Origin of the sequence: Streptomyces sp. NPDC049970 (assembly GCF_040660235.1) — a bacterium.
GTDB lineage: Bacteria > Actinomycetota > Actinomycetes > Streptomycetales > Streptomycetaceae > Streptomyces.
In genome coordinates this window covers 72061-87736 of sequence record NZ_JBFALP010000014.1, presented here as the reverse complement: position 1 = coordinate 87736, position 15676 = coordinate 72061, and the positions used below count along the sequence as shown (strand labels likewise).

Genomic DNA, 15676 nt, shown 5'->3' with positions numbered 1-15676 from the left:
CCGTGTGGCTCCCGGGCAGGTCCGGGAGCCACACGGCAGCAATTCGCGTGATGGAGCGTCAGGCAGCTGGTGCCACCGCCTCGGCCGCGATCGTGATCCGGACCTGGCTGGTGGTGCCGTTGACGGTCACGGCGAGCGTGATACCGCCCGGGCGGAGCGCGGTGAGCGTGCCCGTGGCCGGGTCCAGCGTCGCGATGTGCCGTCGGCCGGCGCCGTCCGCACCGCCGACGCGGACGTTGGGCGAGCCGGTCCAGTCCGCGCTGAGCGGGAAGGCGACCGGCACGCCGCGCGCGCCCTGGGTGACACTCGCTCCGACGTGCGCGCGCTCGCCCGCCACGAGTTCCGACGGCGCGTCCAGGGACAGCGCGTCGACGTGGGCGCGGGTCTGCACGGACACCCAGTCGGGCCCGCCGAGCCAGGGCCGCTCGCGCGCCTCGGCCTGTTCGCTCCGCGGAACGCGGTCGGCCCCGATCAGCGACCACCCGGTGAAGCCCCCCTCGTCCGGGGGACCGGCGGGCGCCTTGCCGGAGTTCCCGTTGACCAGGTAGGGGACTCCGTCGACGTGCGAGGCGTGGAAGACCCCGACGTGGCTGCCGACCATGGCCGCGCCCTTGCCCGTCGTACGGCGGAAGGCGGCCAGCCACTGTTCGAGGAGTGCGGCTTCCTTGCGGTCGCTGAGCTGGCTGCCCTTCTGCACGGTCGGGTCGCGTGGCGGCACGTGCTCGATCACCATCACGGAGCCGACGGACCGGTCCTTCGCCGCGGCGTCCAGCTGGGCCCGGAGCTCCTTGATCTGGGCGAAGCCGCCACCGCGCAGGCCGAGACTCGAGGTGTCGAGGGTGATGACCCGGGTTCCCTCGTGGTCGAACGTCCTCTGCGCGGGGCCGAACCGGGCGACGAAGTCGTCGATCCTCCCGCCCATCACCTCGTGGTTGCCCGGTACGTAGTACCAGGGCAGGGCGCCGCCGAGCTCCTCGTCGAGGACCTGCCGGGCGAAGTCGAGGTCGGCGGGCGACCCCTCGTCGACCAGATCACCGTTGACGACGAGGAAGTCCGGCCGCGCCGCCCTGATCTCGCGCAGGGTGCGGCGGGCCTGCCGGACGATCTCGCTGTCCGGCTCGCGGGCGACGAACTGGGCGTCGGACATCACCGCGAACTGCCAGTCCCTGCGCCCGGTCACGGCGGCGCTGTCGATCAACGGATCGGCGGGCACGACCTGTTCGGGGACATCCACGTCGGGCGGCACCTGCGCGGACAGGTCGTCGACGACGACCTCACCGGTGTACTGCCGTGCCGCGGCGGTCTCGGCCAGGTAGAAGCGGTACACGGACAGCGGCGTGGCGGCACCCGGCGGCACGGCGAAGGTGATCTGCCGCCAGCCGGTCCAGGTGACGTACGGCCCGCGCAGCAGTTGGTCCGAGCCCGCCGCGTCCTTGAGGTGCAGGGTGGGCCAGGCGCCGTTGCCGTCGCCCTTGATCCAGAGCGTGTACGACTGAGGGCGGCCCGGCACGGGTACCGGCCGGGGCGGAGCCGCGTAGGCCGCGCGCGTGGCCGTCGACCGGCTGAAGTCGTAGGTGAGCCGCAGTCCCGTGCCGGTGTGCCCCTCGGGCGTCGCGGCGACCGCGCCGTCCGCGCGGGCCTGGCTGAACTTCCAGGAGCCCGCGTCGTCGAAGGTGGACACCGCCTGCTCGGTGAGGCCGACACCGACCGCGAGGGCGGTCTCGGCTCCGGCCACGGTGGCCCTGACCAGTCCCGCTCCGTCGCCGGTGCGGGACCGCACGGTGAAGGATCCCCGCCCGTCGTCGGCGATGTCGAACAGGGCGTGGTCGTAGTCGAGGGTGACATCGCCCGGCTCGACGGGTGCGCTCGCACCGTGGGCGTCGAGACCGACGATGCCGAAGCCGCCGGTGGCCCGCGCGTCCGCGAGGCCGACGCGCTGGGTGGTCGGCCGGATGCGGGCCAGCCGGTCGAGGACCGTCAGCCGGGTCCCGCCGTGGGCACCGGCGCGTTCGGCCCGTACGTCGGTCGTCCCGCTGCGGTGGGCGGTGAAGGTGCCCTCCCGGTCCACACGGCCGACGGCGGGGCTCATGGCGCGCCAGCGCGGCGAGCCCGCGGCGGGACCGTACGTCTCGTCGAATCCGGCCGCGGTGAGCCGCCGGGTGAGGCCCGGGAAGACCCGCTCGGGGTGTCCTCCGGCGACCGGGTCGTCCCCGGGGGCGGCGCCCGGCGGCGTCCGGGTCTCCACCCAGAAGCCGTCGAGCCTGCCGCTGCCGTCGGGTGCCGTCAGGGCGAGGCCGTTGGGGACGGTGCGCTCACTGCCGTCGGACGGACTGTTCTCGGTCATGAGCGCGTCACTGCCCGGCTCCCGGGCGACGAGCGTCGAGGAGCCGCCGCCGTCGAGGTTCAGCGCGCTGAAGGAGCCGGCGCGGCGCATCATCTCGCCCAGTTCGGTGAGGGTGACGCCGCCGCTGTCGGCCTGGCGGCCGTCGACGGTGAGGATCTGCATGGTGCGGCCGTCCCTGGAGAAGCCGACGGCGGTCCGGGGCGCCGCGGTGTTGTTGCCCTCGCCGTCGTGGTTCTGCGCGACGCCGTCGGCGACGAGCAGCTCCCGCCCCCCGACGGCGGTGCGCGGGACCTCCCCGGCGTCGGTACGAGCGCGGTACTCGATGCCGACCGGGTCACCGGGCTCCAGGTCCGACAACGGGCCGGCACCGGCCTCACGGCCGACGAGCACGACGGTGTCCTCGGGTACGGCTCCCGACCCCGGGGTGGCGGAGACGGAGACCACCTTTCCACCGCGTACGGCGACTTCGGCGACGGGCTGCGCGTCGTCGACGGTCAGCGCGCGGTCGGCACTGCCCCAGGCCGAGGTGTAGGCGCCCACTCCCTGGGCCGGAACGTTCGCCGCGTTGTAGGCGGCGAGCGGGCGCGCGCCCGAGGGGAGGGTGAGGGTGCCCTCGAAGTAGAGCTCCAGGACACGTCCGGCGTCCCGCGGCCCGATGCCCACCGCGCGGTTGGTCCCGGGGGCCGGGGAATGGACCGTCCGGCCGTCCTTGACGCCGGGGCCCTGCGGCGCCCCGGTCTGGTTGATGTCGAAGAAGTCCGCGTTGACCGCGGCGACCGTATGGCGGCCGGGCCCCGGATCGTGCCCGGCCGCGAGTTCGGAGACGGTGCGCCGGTCCGTGACCTTGCCGGTGGAGAGGTAGTCGGCACGCACACCGGCGGCCAGGTCCACGGAGAGGGAGTCGACCCTCAGCCACTTGTCGGACTCCAGGCGGTCGTACGAGTCCAGTCGGACGCCGGGGGCGACGGGCCGTGAGGCGCGGGCCGTTTCGATGCCGTCCCCGTCCACGACGGATCTCGGGTCGCCTGACGGGCCGCCGGCGGGAGGGGGAGCGACGGGTCTGAGGATCTCGGCGGCGGTGTGCGGGCGGGGGTCCGGATCCTGGTCGGCGGCCGCGGGTGCGACGGCCCCGGCCGCCATCGCCGACACGGTCGCCAGCAGCACGAGTGGCCGAAGGGCGCCGCGGAGTCTGCCAAGGCCCACAAATCCTCCTGGTGCGGAGCGGATCGCGCGCGGAAAGCGCTGTCGGCGGACAGCATGACCGGGCGCGGGGGCACACACCAGAGGACAACAGGGACATCAGGAGGAACGGCGGGCGGCGATGGAGTGACTCCCCGGCGGCGCGGCAGCGGGTGGCCGTCGCCCTGTCCGACCGGCAGACTGACGACATGTCGACAGCCAAGCGCAGTGCGGGAATTCTGCTCTACCGCGTCGTCGGCGAGGGCGGCGACCGGGACGCCGAAGTGCTGATCGGCCACATGGGCGGCCCGTTCTGGGCCGGCCGCGAGGACGCCGCGTGGTCCGTCCCCAAGGGCGAGCCCGAACCCGGTGAGGAGTCCGCCGCCGCCGCCCGCCGGGAGTTCGAGGAGGAGCTCGGACTGCCCCTGCCGGACGGGGTGTGGGTGCCGCTGGGCGAGGCCCGTCAGTCCGGCGGGAAGACCGTGGCCGTCTGGGCCGTGGAAGCAGACCTGGACCCCGCCCGCGCGGTGCCCGGGACCTTCACCATGGAATGGCCGAGGGGGTCCGGTGTGCAGCGGGACTTCCCCGAGATGGACCGGTTCGCCTGGTGCACGGCGGACGAGGCCCGTGATCGCCTGGTGAAGGGCCAGCGGGTCTTCGTCGAGCGGCTTCGTGCCCATGTCCGGGACGGGAGGACGCCGGGGGCGGCATAGACCTCGCGGGGGCCACCTCGGCGCCCCGACGACCGGGGGACGTACCGCCAGGGACCCCGCCGGCCGTCAGTCCACGCACTCCCGCCGCTCCGGCCCGCCGGGCACGGCCCCGGCGTCCGCCGGCCTGCTCAGGGCCAGTGCGGCGACGTCGTCGCGCGGTACGCCGCCGGAGAACTCCTGGAGGTCCGTGTGGAGTGCGTCGAGGATCTCGGGCGGCTTCCGCCCCGCCCACGCGGCGAGCCGCTCGTCGAACGGGTAGAAGGCACCGGTCGCGTCCCGCGCCTCGGTCACCCCGTCGGTGTAGACCAGCAGGGCCGAGCCGGGCGGGAACCGGACCCACTCCGCGACGCGCGCCTCCCCGCCGAGATCGGCCATGCCCAGGGGTACGGACGTGTGGTCCAGCGTGACGGCCGACGCGGTTCCGTCGCACAGCAGCCTCGGGAGGAGGTGCCCGCAGTTGACGGCCCGCACCCGGTCGCCTCCGTCGAAGCCGAGCAGCAGCGCGGTGACGAAGCGTTCCGTCTCGCCGGTCTCCGCGGAGAAGTCGTTGTGCCGCACGACGGCGTCCTCGACCGCCTCGGCCACCGCGGTGAGTTCCGGTTCCCGGACGGCGGCCTCACGGAACGCGCCGAGGGCGGCGAAACCGACGCCGATCGCGGGCAGCCCCTTGCCCTGCACGTCGCCGATGATGACCCGGGTCCCGTGGGGCGACTGCACGACCTCGTAGATGTCCCCGCCGACGAACCGGTCCTCCTCGATCGGCTCGTAGAACCCGTGGGCGCAGATCTGGCGGGTGGCGACGGGGAGGGGGCGCAGGATCTGGCGCTGGAGCGCCACGGCCGCCGTGCGGAGCCGTGCCACCTCGGTGGCGTGCCGGATGCGTGCGGCGCAGGCGACCACCCCCAGGGCGCTGGCGAGGACCGTGAAGCCGATGAGGAACACCACGTCCCAGAACGCCCCGGCCAGGGTGATGCGGGATCCGACGACCACCAGCGTGACCCATGCCGCGACGGCGGTGGTCTGCCGGACCGTGCAGAAGACCGAGGCCAGCGCCGGCAGCACGACCATCAGCGGGATGACGGGCAGGTCGGTTCCCGTGAGGGCGTCGAGGGAGACGATCACGGCTGTCAGCACGAGGAGCCAGAGCGCGAGCGCCCAGTTCCCGATGCGGGCGGCGCCCGCGGCGGTCTCTTCCGGGTCCGTCCCCGGCAGTGGCGGCCTGCCCGCCTCCGGGAGGCGCCGGAGCCCTCTGACCACGGCACGCCTCCCAGCTTTTCGTCGCTATCGCCCCACTTGTTCCAAGCTACCCGTCCTCCGGTCAGCGGTCCTGGCGTCGGTCCGCGGCTCGGCGTCCGCCGGGACGACAGCGGAGAGGAAGGAGGTCGTACGGCGCAGGGTGAAGCCCAGCTTCTCGTACAGCCGTACGGCTGAGGTGTTGGCGGCGGCCGCGTGCAGGAAGGGTGTCTCGCCGCGCTCCCGGATGCCGTGGGCGACGGCACGGACCAAGCGGCCGGCGAGCCCCTGGCCCCGGACGGACTCGTCGGTGCACACGCCGCTGATCTCCGTCCAGCCGGGCGGGTGCAGCCGCTCCCCCGCCATCGCGACCAGGACCCCGGCGCGGCGGATCCCCAGGTAGGTGCCGAGCTCCACGGTGCGGGGCAGGAAGGGACCCGGGCGGGTGCGCGCGACCAGGTCGAGCATCTCCGGCACGTCCGCGGGGCCGAGGAGCAGGGCCTCCGGCTCGGGTTCGGCGGCCACGGAGTCGTCCACCAGCTGCACGCCCTCGGCCCGGAAGACGATCTCCCAGTCGGCGGGGGGCGGCTCGCGGAAGGCGGTGAGGGTGACGGACTTCCCGGGTCCCGCGAGGAGGGCGACGTCGGCCCAGTCCCGGGGTTCGGGGTCGTCGGGCAGGGCGAGCCACGGAGTGACGTCGGGGTGGTAGCGCAGGACCCTGCCACGCCGTTCGGCGAAGCGGGCGTGCGGCCCGGTCAGTGAGGCGCGGACGGGATTGTCCAGCGGATGCCCCTGAGGCACGGGGGCCGCGGCCCCGGGATCAGCCGGCTTCCCGGGTACGGAAGGATTCGCGGGCGCGGGCCCGTCCACGGGCGCGTGCGGGTTCGCGGACTCGTTCACGGGCAGGGGTGTGGCCTCGGACATGGGTTCTCTCGCTCCGGTGGTTTCGGCGACCGACGACAGGGGTGGAATGCCGATTCACCCTGCACCTATTCCCCGGGGCCGAGCTGTTCACGAGAGCGCAACCAACGCGGCCGGCACTCCCGGGGCTGACCGGGTCGGGGGGCGGGTACGGGTACCGATACGCGGAGGTTCGGTGAATCGTGCACCGGCGCCCCGGATCCGCCCCCAACAGGCTTCCGCCTGTGGCACCCTGGATACGGCCGCCCCACCGGGCTCCCCCGTACCGGTGGGGCGGTTTCGTGCGCTCCCGCCCGCCCGGGGCCCGGACGCGACGGCCCCGGAGAGCGATCGCGGCGCCTTCCGGTCGGCATCGCCACCGGCGTGACTCCGACGGACTTCTCCACCACACGAGTCGATGCCTTCCGGCACGCGCCCGAACGCGGGACGCGCCGGCTCCGGGCGCTTCTGTTGCGGCGGCGTTTCAGCTTCGTGGCCACGTGCGCGACCTGCTTCCGTCCCCGCACCGGTGGCCTCTACGGTCCGTGAACAGTACGCCGCCGCGCGTCGCCTCTCGTGCTCGCGCGGGCACCCTCCGAACCACCGTGCGAGGTATGACATGAGCCAGCCCGTCGACTCCGTCACCGCGGGGCACACGCCTGAGGACCACGACCGGCAGGACGCCGGGGCCGCCTGGTCCTTCGAGACGAAACAGATCCACTCCGGTGCGGTCCCCGACCCGACGACGGGCGCCCGGGCGGTGCCGATCTACCAGTCGACGTCGTTCGTCTTCCGCGACACCCAGCACGCGGCAGACCTGTTCTCGCTGGCCGAGCCCGGCAACATCTACACCCGGATCCACAACCCCACCCAGGACGTCCTGGAGCAGCGGGTCGCCGCGCTGGAGGGCGGGGTCGCCGCCGTCGCACTCGCCTCCGGCCAGGCCGCCGAGACGCTCGCGCTGCTGACGCTGGCCGGCGCGGGGGACCACATCGTCTCCTCCGCCTCCCTCTACGGGGGTACGTACAACCTGTTCCGGCACACCCTCCCCCGGTTCGGCATCGAGGTGTCGTTCGTGGAGGACCCCGACGACATCGAGGCATGGCGTGCCGCGATCCGGCCGGGCACCAAGGCGCTGTTCGCGGAGACGCTCGGGAACCCGCGCGGCGACGTGCTCGACATCCGGGCCGTGTCGGACGTGGCGCACGGGGCGGGGCTACCGCTGATCGTCGACAACACGGTGCCCACCCCCTACCTCCTGGGGCCGCTGGAACACGGCGCGGACATCGTGGTGCACTCCGCGACGAAGTTCCTCGGCGGGCACGGCACGACGATCGGGGGTGTCGCCGTGGACGGCGGCACCTTCGACTTCGGTGCGCACGCCGAGCGGTTCCCGAACTTCCACGCACCCGACCCGAGCTATCACGGACTGCGCTACTGGCCGGACCTCGGGCCCGGCGCCTTCGCGGCGAAGCTTCGGGTACAACTGCTGCGCGACCTCGGCCCCGCCCTCTCGCCGCACTCGGCGTTCCTGCTGCTCCAGGGTGTGGAGACGCTGAGCCTGCGTCTGGAGCGGCACACCTCGAACGCGCTGGCACTGGCCCGCTGGCTGGAGGCACGCGACGAGGTGTCGGCGGTCCACTACGCGGGCCTGGAGTCCAGCCGCTGGTACGAGGCCGGGCAGCGCTATCTGCCGCGCGGCGCGGGTGCAGTGCTCGCCTTCGAGCTACGGGACGGGGTGGAGGCGGGCAAGCGGTTCGTGGACGCGGTCGAGCTGTTCAGCCACCTCGCCAACATCGGTGACGTGCGGAGCCTGATCATCCACCCGGCCTCCACCACGCACAGTCAGCTGACCGAGGAGGAGCTCACGGCTACGGGGGCGACCGCGGGGCTGGTGCGGCTCTCGGTCGGTCTGGAGAACGTGGACGACCTCAAGGCCGACCTGGAGGCAGGGTTCCGCGCCGCCGAGGCGGCGTCCTGAACCGGATCGCCGCGCCCCCGGCGCTCCCCCTCCCGCCGGCCTCCGGAGGCCGGCGGGAGGGGGATCCGCCCGGCCGCCGTTCGTGGGTGACGCTCGACGGGCCGCTCGGACTCGAGTCCGGGGCCACGCTGCCGGGCGTACGGCTCGCCTACGAGACCTGGGGTCGCCTCGCCGCGGACGGCGCGAACGCGGTGCTGGTCCTGCACGCGCTGACCGGTGACAGCCACGCCGCGGGTCCCGCCGGCCCCGGACACCCCTCGGCCGGATGGTGGGACGAGCTGATCGGGCCCGGCCGCGCGCTGGACACCGACCGCTGGTACGTCGTCGCGCCGAACGTGCTGGGCGGCTGCCAGGGCAGCACCGGGCCCTCGTCCGTGCGCCCCGGCGCCGTCCGGGGCTCCGCCTTCCCGTCTCTGACCATCCGTGACCAGGTGTCCGCGGAGGCGAGGCTCGCCGACGCACTGGGAATCGGCAGGTGGGCCTCGGTGGTCGGCGGTTCGATGGGGGGCATGAGGGCGCTCGAATGGGCGGTGAGCCGCCCGGACCGTACGGGGTCCCTGCTGGTGCTCGCCGCCCCCACCGCGTCCTCGGCCGAACAGATCGCCTGGGGCGGTCTGCAGATCTCGGCGATCCGGGCCGACCCGGGCTGGCGCGGCGGCGACTACCACGACGCGCCGCCCGGCTCGGGTCCGCACCGGGGACTCGGGCTGGCCCGGCAGATCGCCCATGTCACCTACCGCAGCGAGCCGGAGCTGGCGGCCAGGTTCGGGAGGCGGGCACAGGCCGGTGAGGTGCCCTCGCGGGGCGGGCGCTACCAGGTGGAGTCGTACCTCGACCACCACGCGGCCAAGTTGGTGCGCCGTTTCGACGCGGGCAGTTACGTCACGCTCACCGAGGCCATGAACGGTCACGACGTGGGTCGGGGCCGCGGCGGCGTCGCACGGGCCCTGCGCCGGGCGGACATGCCCGCCCTGGTGGCGGGCATCGACTCCGACCGGCTGTACCCGCTCGCCCAACAGGCGGAGGCGGCGGCCCTGCTGCCGGGCGCCGACCGCCTCAGGACCATCGAATCCCCCTGCGGTCACGACGGGTTCCTCATCGAGACCGGCCAGGTCGGTTCCCTCGTGCGGGAGTTGCTGGCAGCCGCCCACTGACCCCTCCGACGGACCGCACAGCCCGCCCTCCCCTCCGGCCCCCTCCCCCAGGAGCACCCATGAGTTCCGAACCGCAGTCCGAAGCCGCCTACGACCGGATGCGGTTGCGGCAGTGGTCCCGCGGCAGCGCGCGAGCGGCGGGTATCGACCGCCGTGATCTGCTGCGGCTGGTCGCCGCGGCCTCACTCGCCGCTCCACTGGTCCCGGCCGCCGCCGCCCCGGCCCGTGCGGCGGTCACGTCGCCGGGGGTGGTGAAGCCGCTGCCACCGGAACTGTTCACCGTGCGCGGCACCAACGCGGAGACGAACTTCGCGGCGCTGCGGGACACCGGGCTGCTCACTCCCGCGGACCGCTTCTTCGTACGCAACCACACGGCGACCCCTCTCATCGACCCGGCCGAATGGAAGCTCACGGTGTGGGGCAGCGGGCTGAGGGGCGGGCCGGTGGACTTCTCGTACGAGGCGCTGCGGGCCCTTCCGGCGGTCTGCCGCACCGCGTTCGTCGAGTGCGCGGGCAACGGCCGGAGCCTCTTCACCTCGCAGCAGGGCCGGCAGGTCAGCGGCACCGCCTGGACCCTCGGCGCGATCGGGACGGCTCGCTGGCGCGGGGTGCGGCTCGGCGATGTGCTGCGCCGGGCGGGCATCGGCCCGAACGCCGTGGACGTGCTGCCGCGCGGCCTGGACGCCGAGGTCGTCAGCGACGGCACGAACCTGGGCCGGGTCCGCAGGCCGCTGCCGGTGGCGAAAGCGCTGGACGACGTGCTCCTCGCGTACGAGATGAACGGCGAGCCCCTGCCTCCCGACCACGGCGCCCCGGTCCGCCTGATCGTGCCGTCCTGGGTGGGCATCGCCAACATCAAGTGGGTGGGCGACATCGAGGTGAGCGCCGAACCGCTGCTGACTCCGTGGAACACAGGCCTGTACCGGCTGTTCGGACCGGGGTACCCGCCCGAGGGCAGTGCGCCGCTGACCCGCCAGACGCTCAAGAGCGCGTTCGAACTCCCGCCCGGTGCCTCGTTCGACGCCGGCCGCAGGCACCTGCTGACCGGCCGGTCCTGGTCGGGTGGCGCCCCGGTGCGGCGGGTGGAGGTCAGCACCGACGGAGGCACCGTGTGGCGCGCGGCCCGGCTGCGCGACGAGCCCCGCGCGGGGAGCTGGGTGCGGTGGACGGCCGACTGGGTGCCCCGGACCGCGGGCCCCGGCGTGCTGCTCGCCCGGGCGACGGACCGGTCGGGGCGTACCCAGCCCGCGACGGCGGCCCACAACACGCAGGGCTATCTCTTCGACGCGGTGGTGAGGCATCCGGTGACCGTCGTCTGACGCGCTATTCGGCGCGGCCCGCGTAGTACGTGGCGATCATGTCCTGGTCCCCGTGTCCGGCCGCCTCCGCACGGGTGAACCGCTCGGCGGAGGCGGCGACCAGGTCCAGCCTGACCCCGGACGCCTCGGCGGCGTCCAGGATCAGCCGGGTGTCCTTGAGCGCCGTGGAGAGTGCGAAGCTCGGGCCGAGGTCGCCCGAGAGCACGGCGGCCGACTTGCCCTGCAGATACGGCGTGTCGAGCGGTCCCCCCTTCATCGCGTCCAGGAAGAGCCGCGGGTCGAGCCCGAGGCCCTCGGCGAGGTTGAGGCACTCCGCCACGCTGTTGACCATGTTGATCACCCAGGTGTTGGCGACGAGTTTGAGCCGGGTGGCCGCGCCCGGTTCGTCGCCGACCCACAGGGTGCGCTGTCCGATGGCCTCCAGCACGGGCAGTGCCGTCGCGCGGGCACCGGACGGGCCGGCGACGAAGACGGTGAGCGCGCCCTGCTCGGCGGGCTGCTTGGTGCCGGACACCGGGGCGTCGAGGTAGACCAGGCCCAGGCCGGAGGCCCGGTGCGCGAGGTCGGCCGTGGCGTCGATGCCGACGGTGGAGCACTGCAGCCAGATCTGCCCGGGGCGCAGCCCGGGTGTCGCGGCGGTGAGCGTCTCCGTCACGGACCGGCCGTCGTTCAGCACGGTGAGGACGACGTCGGCGCCGCGCACCGCTTCCTCGGCGGTGCCGGCCACCGTGGCGCCGTGCGCGGCCAGAGGCTCCGCCTTGGCCCGCGTGCGGTTCCAGACCCGGACGGGGAGCCGGGCCCTGAGCAGGCTCAGGGCCATCCCGGATCCCATGATCCCGGTGCCCAGGACCGCGACGGTCGGCGTGCCCGGGGCTGCGTCCGCGGAGTGCGGGGTGGTCATGGGAGGTTCCCTTCGTCGATGCGGACCGGTCACGGGACCGGCGGGTCTCAAGCCTGCCGCAGCGCGGTGTCAAGTACGGCGCCGTGTACGGCTCTGGCGAGTCGCGCGCCCCAGCGCGAGCGCGGCCCCGCGAACGGTTCGCCGGGCCGGTCCCCGGGGTCGGGCGCGGCGACGCACACCGCGTCGGTCGGTGTGCCGGAGCAGTCGAGTCCGGCGTCCAGGAGCGCCTGGACCTTCGCCTCGGTGGCGGTCGCCACCGCGTTGACGAGAGCGGCGTCGCAGAGGGCGACGGGAAACGTGACGACGATGTTCACGGTGCCCGGCGGCAGCGGTCCGACGGAGCCCTCGGCAGGCACCGCCGCCCACCCCCGTACTCCGAGCCCCCCGGTGACCGTGGCCCTCACCCCGCCGTCGTCCGCGGTGGTGTACGCGGTCACGTCGGCGGCCGTCATCAGCCCGGCGCCGGGACCGGTGAGCCCCTCGGCCGCCGCGATCTCCGCCAGGTGGCGGTCGGGGTCGAGCCGGGGATAGCCACCGGGCACCTGGGCGTTCAGGATCCAGCCGCGTGGTCCGATCCCACCGCCGAGCACGGCGCTGCTGCACACCCGCCAGCCGGTTCCCAGCCGCCAGACGAGGTGGTGGAGGCCGACGCCGTCCTCCTGCCGGGCCAGCAGTTCGCCGCGCTGCCTCGGCAGGTCGATACGTGCGGAACCGATGGCGCACCCCCGGTGCAATGGCCCGCCGACGGTCGGCGAATGCGCGTCAATCATACGGTCGGGCCGGGGCGCGGGAAGCGGCGCACCCAGGAGGGCGCTCACCCGAATGGCGTAACCCGGGCCGTGGGCCGCGAGCCGCGTGGAGCGGGGCCACCGCCCATCCCGGGTGTCCCGGACCGCTCGCCGACCGGGCCGGGAAGTTGCAGCGTCCAACCGGGTGAGGCGCGATGGAATCCGGACGCGCCTCCCCTGCTGGACCCACCTACAGGACGCGCCCGGGCGAGGAGGAATCGGCATGGGAGCCGCTGACGGTTTCACGGATTCCGGAGAACTCGACGGTCTGACCGTCTACGACAGTGACGGCGAGAAGGTCGGCACGGTCGGGCGGGTGTACGTCGACGACGACACCGGCAAGCCGGACTGGATCACGGTCAAGACCGGCATGTTCGGCATGAAGGAGAGCTTCGTTCCGCTCGCCGGAGCCCGGCGTGTGGGGTCCGACCTGCACATCTCGCATCCGAAGGAGCGCGTCAAGGAGGCCCCCCGGGTCGACGCGGACGCGCACCTGTCCGTCGCGGAGGAGGAGGAGCTCTACCGGCACTACGGGCTGAGCAGGAAGGGCACCGGGACCGGCGGTGACGGGCGCACGGCCTCCGGGACCGGCACGGCGGCCATGGGCGCCGCCGGAGCGGCCGGGGCCGCCGGCGCGGCGAAGGGCGGCCGGACGAAGCCCACCGACACCACAGCCGGCATGGGCACCACCGGTGCCGGCGCGGGTGGGCACCGCGACATGGACACGTCCTCCACGTCGCGCCCGCTCGCGGGAGCCGGAGCCGAGCGGTCCGCCGGGGGCGCCGGTGGCCAGGAGGAGATGATCCGGTCCGAGGAGCAGCTCCAGGTCGGTACGGAGGAGTACGAGAGCGGCCGGGCCCGCCTGCACAAGTACGTCGTCACCGAGAACGTCACCAGGACGGTGCCCGTGTCGCACGAGGAGGTACGCGTGGTGCGCGAGCCTTTCCAGCCGGACGAGAAGGCGACGGGTACCGCGGGCCGGACCGACCTCGGTGAACAGGACGTCGAGGTCACCCTGCACGCAGAACGAGCCACCGTCCGCAAGGAGGCTGTCCCGGTGGAGCGGGTCCGTCTCGAGACCAGCAAGGTCACCGAACAGAAGGAAGTCTCCGCCGAGATCCGCAAGGAGAAGATCGACTACGCGGACGGCAAGGACATGGGCAGCGGCAAGGACATGGGCGGCGAGTTCGGCCAGGGACGTCGTCGCTGACCCCTCACACAGCGGCCACGCGCCGCACGACCACAGCGAGGGGCGGACCCGGGAGGTTCACGGGGCCGTCCCTTCGTCGCGTCGCCGTGCTCCGGGGACGGCGCGGCCCGGCAGGAAGCGTACGGCGGGCCGGCCGTCCGGTCCTTCCGGTGTGACGACGGCGCGCACCCGGTAGACGTCGGCGATGAGTTCCTCGGTGATGACCTCCGAGGGCGTTCCGCCGGCCACCACCCGGCCTTCCCTCATCACGGTGATCCGGTCGCAGAACATGGCGGCCAGGTTGAGGTCGTGGAGCGCGACGACCGCGGTCACGGGGAGCGCGGCGACCAGGGACAGCAGCTCCAGCTGGTGCTGGATGTCCAGATGGTTGGTCGGCTCGTCCAGCAGGAGTTCGCGCGGCTCCTGGGCGAGTGCCCGGGCGATCTGGACGCGCTGCCGCTCGCCTCCTGACAGGGTGTGCCAGGACTGCCCGGCGCGGTCGGCGAGTCCGGTGCGCGCCAGCGCATCGCGTACGGCGGCCTCGTCCTCGGGCCCCGGCGCGGACCAGGCGCGCCGGTGCGGGATGCGGCCGAGGCGTACGACGTCCAGGACGTTCAGGTCGACCTGGGTGACCGCGTGCTGGTCGACCACGGCCACACGACGGGCCACGGCTCTGCGGCCGGTGTCGGCGAGGGTGCGGCCGTCGAGGGTGACCACGCCCGCGCCGGGGGTGAGTACGCCCGCCATCACCCGCAGCAGGGTGGTCTTGCCCGAGCCGTTGGGACCCAGGAGGCCGACGGTGGCGCCGGGCGCCGGCGAGACGCTCACCCCGTCCAGCACGATCCTTCCGCCGGCCTCCCTGCTGACCCGTGCCGCCCGCAGGCCCTCGCCCGGAGACACGGCCGCGGGCTTCTCCCGCGTCACGCGCTCCTCCGGGTGCGGTAGAGGACCAGGACGAAGGCGGGCACCCCGATCAGCGAGGTGACCACCCCCACCGGCACCTCCTGCGGGTCGAGGACGGTCCTGGCCAGGGTGTCGACCCAGACCAGGAACACGGCCCCGGCCAGTGCGGTCACCGGCAGCAGCCTGCGGTGCCCCGAGCCGGTCAGCGCCCGGGCCGCGTGCGGCAGCACGAGACCGACGAAGCCGATGGCGCCCGCCGAGCTGACGAGGGCCGCGGTCAGCAGCGCGGTCGTGCAGAGCAGCACGATCCGGGTGCGGGCGACGTGGACCCCGAGTGCGGCGGCCGCGTCCTGGCCGAAGGCGAAGGCGTCGAGGGTGCGGGCATGGCCGAGGCAGATCAGCAGCGTGACGGCCAGGACGGCGGAACACAGCCACACGTCGCTCCAGCCGACCCCGCTCAGGGAGCCGAGCAGCCAGAACAGGACGCCGCGTGTCTGCTCCGCGTCGGCGGCGGTCATCACGACGAAGGAGGTCAGGGCGGAGAAGAGCTGCATGGCCGCGACGCCGGACAGGACGACACGGTCGGTGGAGCCGCCGAGGGTGTGGCTGAGCAGCAGCACGAGGGCGAAGGAGAACAGGGCCCCGACGAACGCGCCCGCCGAGACGGGCACCGCTCCCCCGCCGACGCCCAGGACCACGACCACGACCGCCCCGGTGGACGCGCCGGAGGAGACGCCGAGGACGAACGGATCGGCCAGCGGGTTGCGCAGCAGGGACTGCATCACGGTGCCGCACACCGCGAGCCCGGCCCCGCACACCGCGGCGAGCAGGGTGCGGGGCATGCGCAGGTTCCAGATGATGCCGTCCCGGATGGGGGTCAGCCGGGCCTCTCCGACGCCGAGGTGGGAGGCCACCGCGGACCACACGTCCGGGACGGAGATGCGCGCGGGGCCGATCGTGACGGCGACCGCGACGGACAGGAGGAGCAGGGCCGCACCGGCGGTCCACACCAGGCCGTCGCGCAGGACACCGGATCCGGCCGCCCGGCCGGTGGGCGCCGACTCGGGGGCGA

12 protein-coding genes are annotated in these 15676 nt (G+C 74.0%); 5 read left to right on the top strand and 7 right to left on the bottom strand.

Annotated elements, in window-relative coordinates; genetic code table 11:
• Positions 1 to 58 precede the first annotated feature (58 nt).
• The gene (locus AB0I83_RS22945) at positions 59 to 3484 is read right to left on the bottom strand and encodes a phosphodiester glycosidase family protein (protein ID WP_363305980.1); all 3426 of its coding nucleotides are present in this window, start codon (positions 3482 to 3484) and stop codon (positions 59 to 61) included.
• Positions 3485 to 3732: 248 nt separating this feature from the next.
• Between AB0I83_RS22945 and AB0I83_RS22940 the strand changes: the two genes are divergently transcribed.
• A complete protein-coding gene (locus AB0I83_RS22940; protein WP_363305929.1) occupies positions 3733 to 4236 on the top strand; it encodes an NUDIX domain-containing protein in 504 nt (167 codons plus the stop codon).
• A gap of 66 nt (positions 4237 to 4302) precedes the next feature.
• Here AB0I83_RS22940 and AB0I83_RS22935 read toward each other — a convergent pair whose 3' ends face one another.
• Positions 4303 to 5493: a PP2C family protein-serine/threonine phosphatase gene (locus AB0I83_RS22935; protein WP_363305928.1), complete on the bottom strand. Its 1191-nt coding sequence runs from the start codon at positions 5491 to 5493 to the stop codon at positions 4303 to 4305.
• A 24-nt stretch (positions 5494 to 5517) separates the two neighbouring features.
• Positions 5518 to 6393: a GNAT family N-acetyltransferase gene (locus AB0I83_RS22930; protein WP_363305927.1), complete on the bottom strand. Its 876-nt coding sequence runs from the start codon at positions 6391 to 6393 to the stop codon at positions 5518 to 5520.
• A 595-nt stretch (positions 6394 to 6988) separates the two neighbouring features.
• Between AB0I83_RS22930 and AB0I83_RS22925 the strand changes: the two genes are divergently transcribed.
• Genes AB0I83_RS22925 through AB0I83_RS22915 form a run of 3 tightly spaced genes read left to right on the top strand, consistent with a single transcriptional unit; the run spans position 6989 to position 10823 of the window.
• A complete protein-coding gene (locus AB0I83_RS22925; protein WP_363305926.1) occupies positions 6989 to 8350 on the top strand; it encodes a bifunctional o-acetylhomoserine/o-acetylserine sulfhydrylase in 1362 nt (453 codons plus the stop codon).
• 5 nt (positions 8351 to 8355) lie between these two features.
• Positions 8356 to 9504, top strand: a complete 1149-nt coding sequence (locus tag AB0I83_RS22920; protein WP_363305979.1) for a homoserine O-acetyltransferase — start codon at positions 8356 to 8358, stop codon at positions 9502 to 9504.
• Positions 9505 to 9563: 59 nt separating this feature from the next.
• Positions 9564 to 10823: a sulfite oxidase gene (locus tag AB0I83_RS22915; protein WP_363305925.1), complete on the top strand. Its 1260-nt coding sequence runs from the start codon at positions 9564 to 9566 to the stop codon at positions 10821 to 10823.
• Positions 10824 to 10827: 4 nt separating this feature from the next.
• Here the strand turns inward: AB0I83_RS22915 and AB0I83_RS22910 are convergent, their stop codons facing one another.
• Together AB0I83_RS22910 and AB0I83_RS22905 are read right to left on the bottom strand one after the other, a co-directional pair.
• Positions 10828 to 11724, bottom strand: a complete 897-nt coding sequence (locus tag AB0I83_RS22910; protein WP_363305924.1) for an NAD(P)-dependent oxidoreductase — start codon at positions 11722 to 11724, stop codon at positions 10828 to 10830.
• A gap of 47 nt (positions 11725 to 11771) precedes the next feature.
• Positions 11772 to 12494 (bottom strand): adenosylcobinamide amidohydrolase, encoded by a 723-nt coding sequence (locus AB0I83_RS22905; protein WP_363305923.1) that lies wholly within the window; start codon positions 12492 to 12494, stop codon positions 11772 to 11774.
• Between the two features lie 241 nt (positions 12495 to 12735).
• Here AB0I83_RS22905 and AB0I83_RS22900 point away from each other — a divergent pair, with 241 nt between their 5' ends.
• Positions 12736 to 13722 carry a PRC and DUF2382 domain-containing protein gene (locus tag AB0I83_RS22900; protein WP_363305922.1) on the top strand — a complete coding sequence of 329 codons (987 nt, stop codon included), beginning with the start codon at positions 12736 to 12738 and terminating at the stop codon, positions 13720 to 13722.
• Between the two features lie 57 nt (positions 13723 to 13779).
• Here the strand turns inward: AB0I83_RS22900 and AB0I83_RS22895 are convergent, their stop codons facing one another.
• On the bottom strand, positions 13780 to 14601 hold the full coding sequence (locus tag AB0I83_RS22895) for an ABC transporter ATP-binding protein (RefSeq protein ID WP_363305978.1): 822 nt from the start codon (positions 14599 to 14601) through the stop codon (positions 13780 to 13782).
• Between the two features lie 20 nt (positions 14602 to 14621).
• Entirely contained in the window at positions 14622 to 15629 is a 1008-nt protein-coding gene (locus AB0I83_RS22890) for an iron chelate uptake ABC transporter family permease subunit (protein ID WP_356532283.1), read from the bottom strand.
• Positions 15630 to 15676: the final 47 nt, after the last annotated feature.

Coding starts and splice junctions, on each gene's coding strand:
- AB0I83_RS22945 (WP_363305980.1), bottom strand. CDS start 3,484: ATGGCGGCCGGGGCCGTCGCACCCGCGGCCGCCGACCAGGATCCGGAC.
- AB0I83_RS22940 (WP_363305929.1), top strand. CDS start 3,733: ATGTCGACAGCCAAGCGCAGTGCGGGAATTCTGCTCTACCGCGTCGTC.
- AB0I83_RS22930 (WP_363305927.1), bottom strand. CDS start 6,393: ATGTCCGAGGCCACACCCCTGCCCGTGAACGAGTCCGCGAACCCGCAC.
- AB0I83_RS22925 (WP_363305926.1), top strand. CDS start 6,989: ATGAGCCAGCCCGTCGACTCCGTCACCGCGGGGCACACGCCTGAGGAC.
- AB0I83_RS22915 (WP_363305925.1), top strand. CDS start 9,564: ATGAGTTCCGAACCGCAGTCCGAAGCCGCCTACGACCGGATGCGGTTG.
- AB0I83_RS22910 (WP_363305924.1), bottom strand. CDS start 11,724: ATGACCACCCCGCACTCCGCGGACGCAGCCCCGGGCACGCCGACCGTC.
- AB0I83_RS22905 (WP_363305923.1), bottom strand. CDS start 12,494: ATGATTGACGCGCATTCGCCGACCGTCGGCGGGCCATTGCACCGGGGG.
- AB0I83_RS22900 (WP_363305922.1), top strand. CDS start 12,736: ATGGGAGCCGCTGACGGTTTCACGGATTCCGGAGAACTCGACGGTCTG.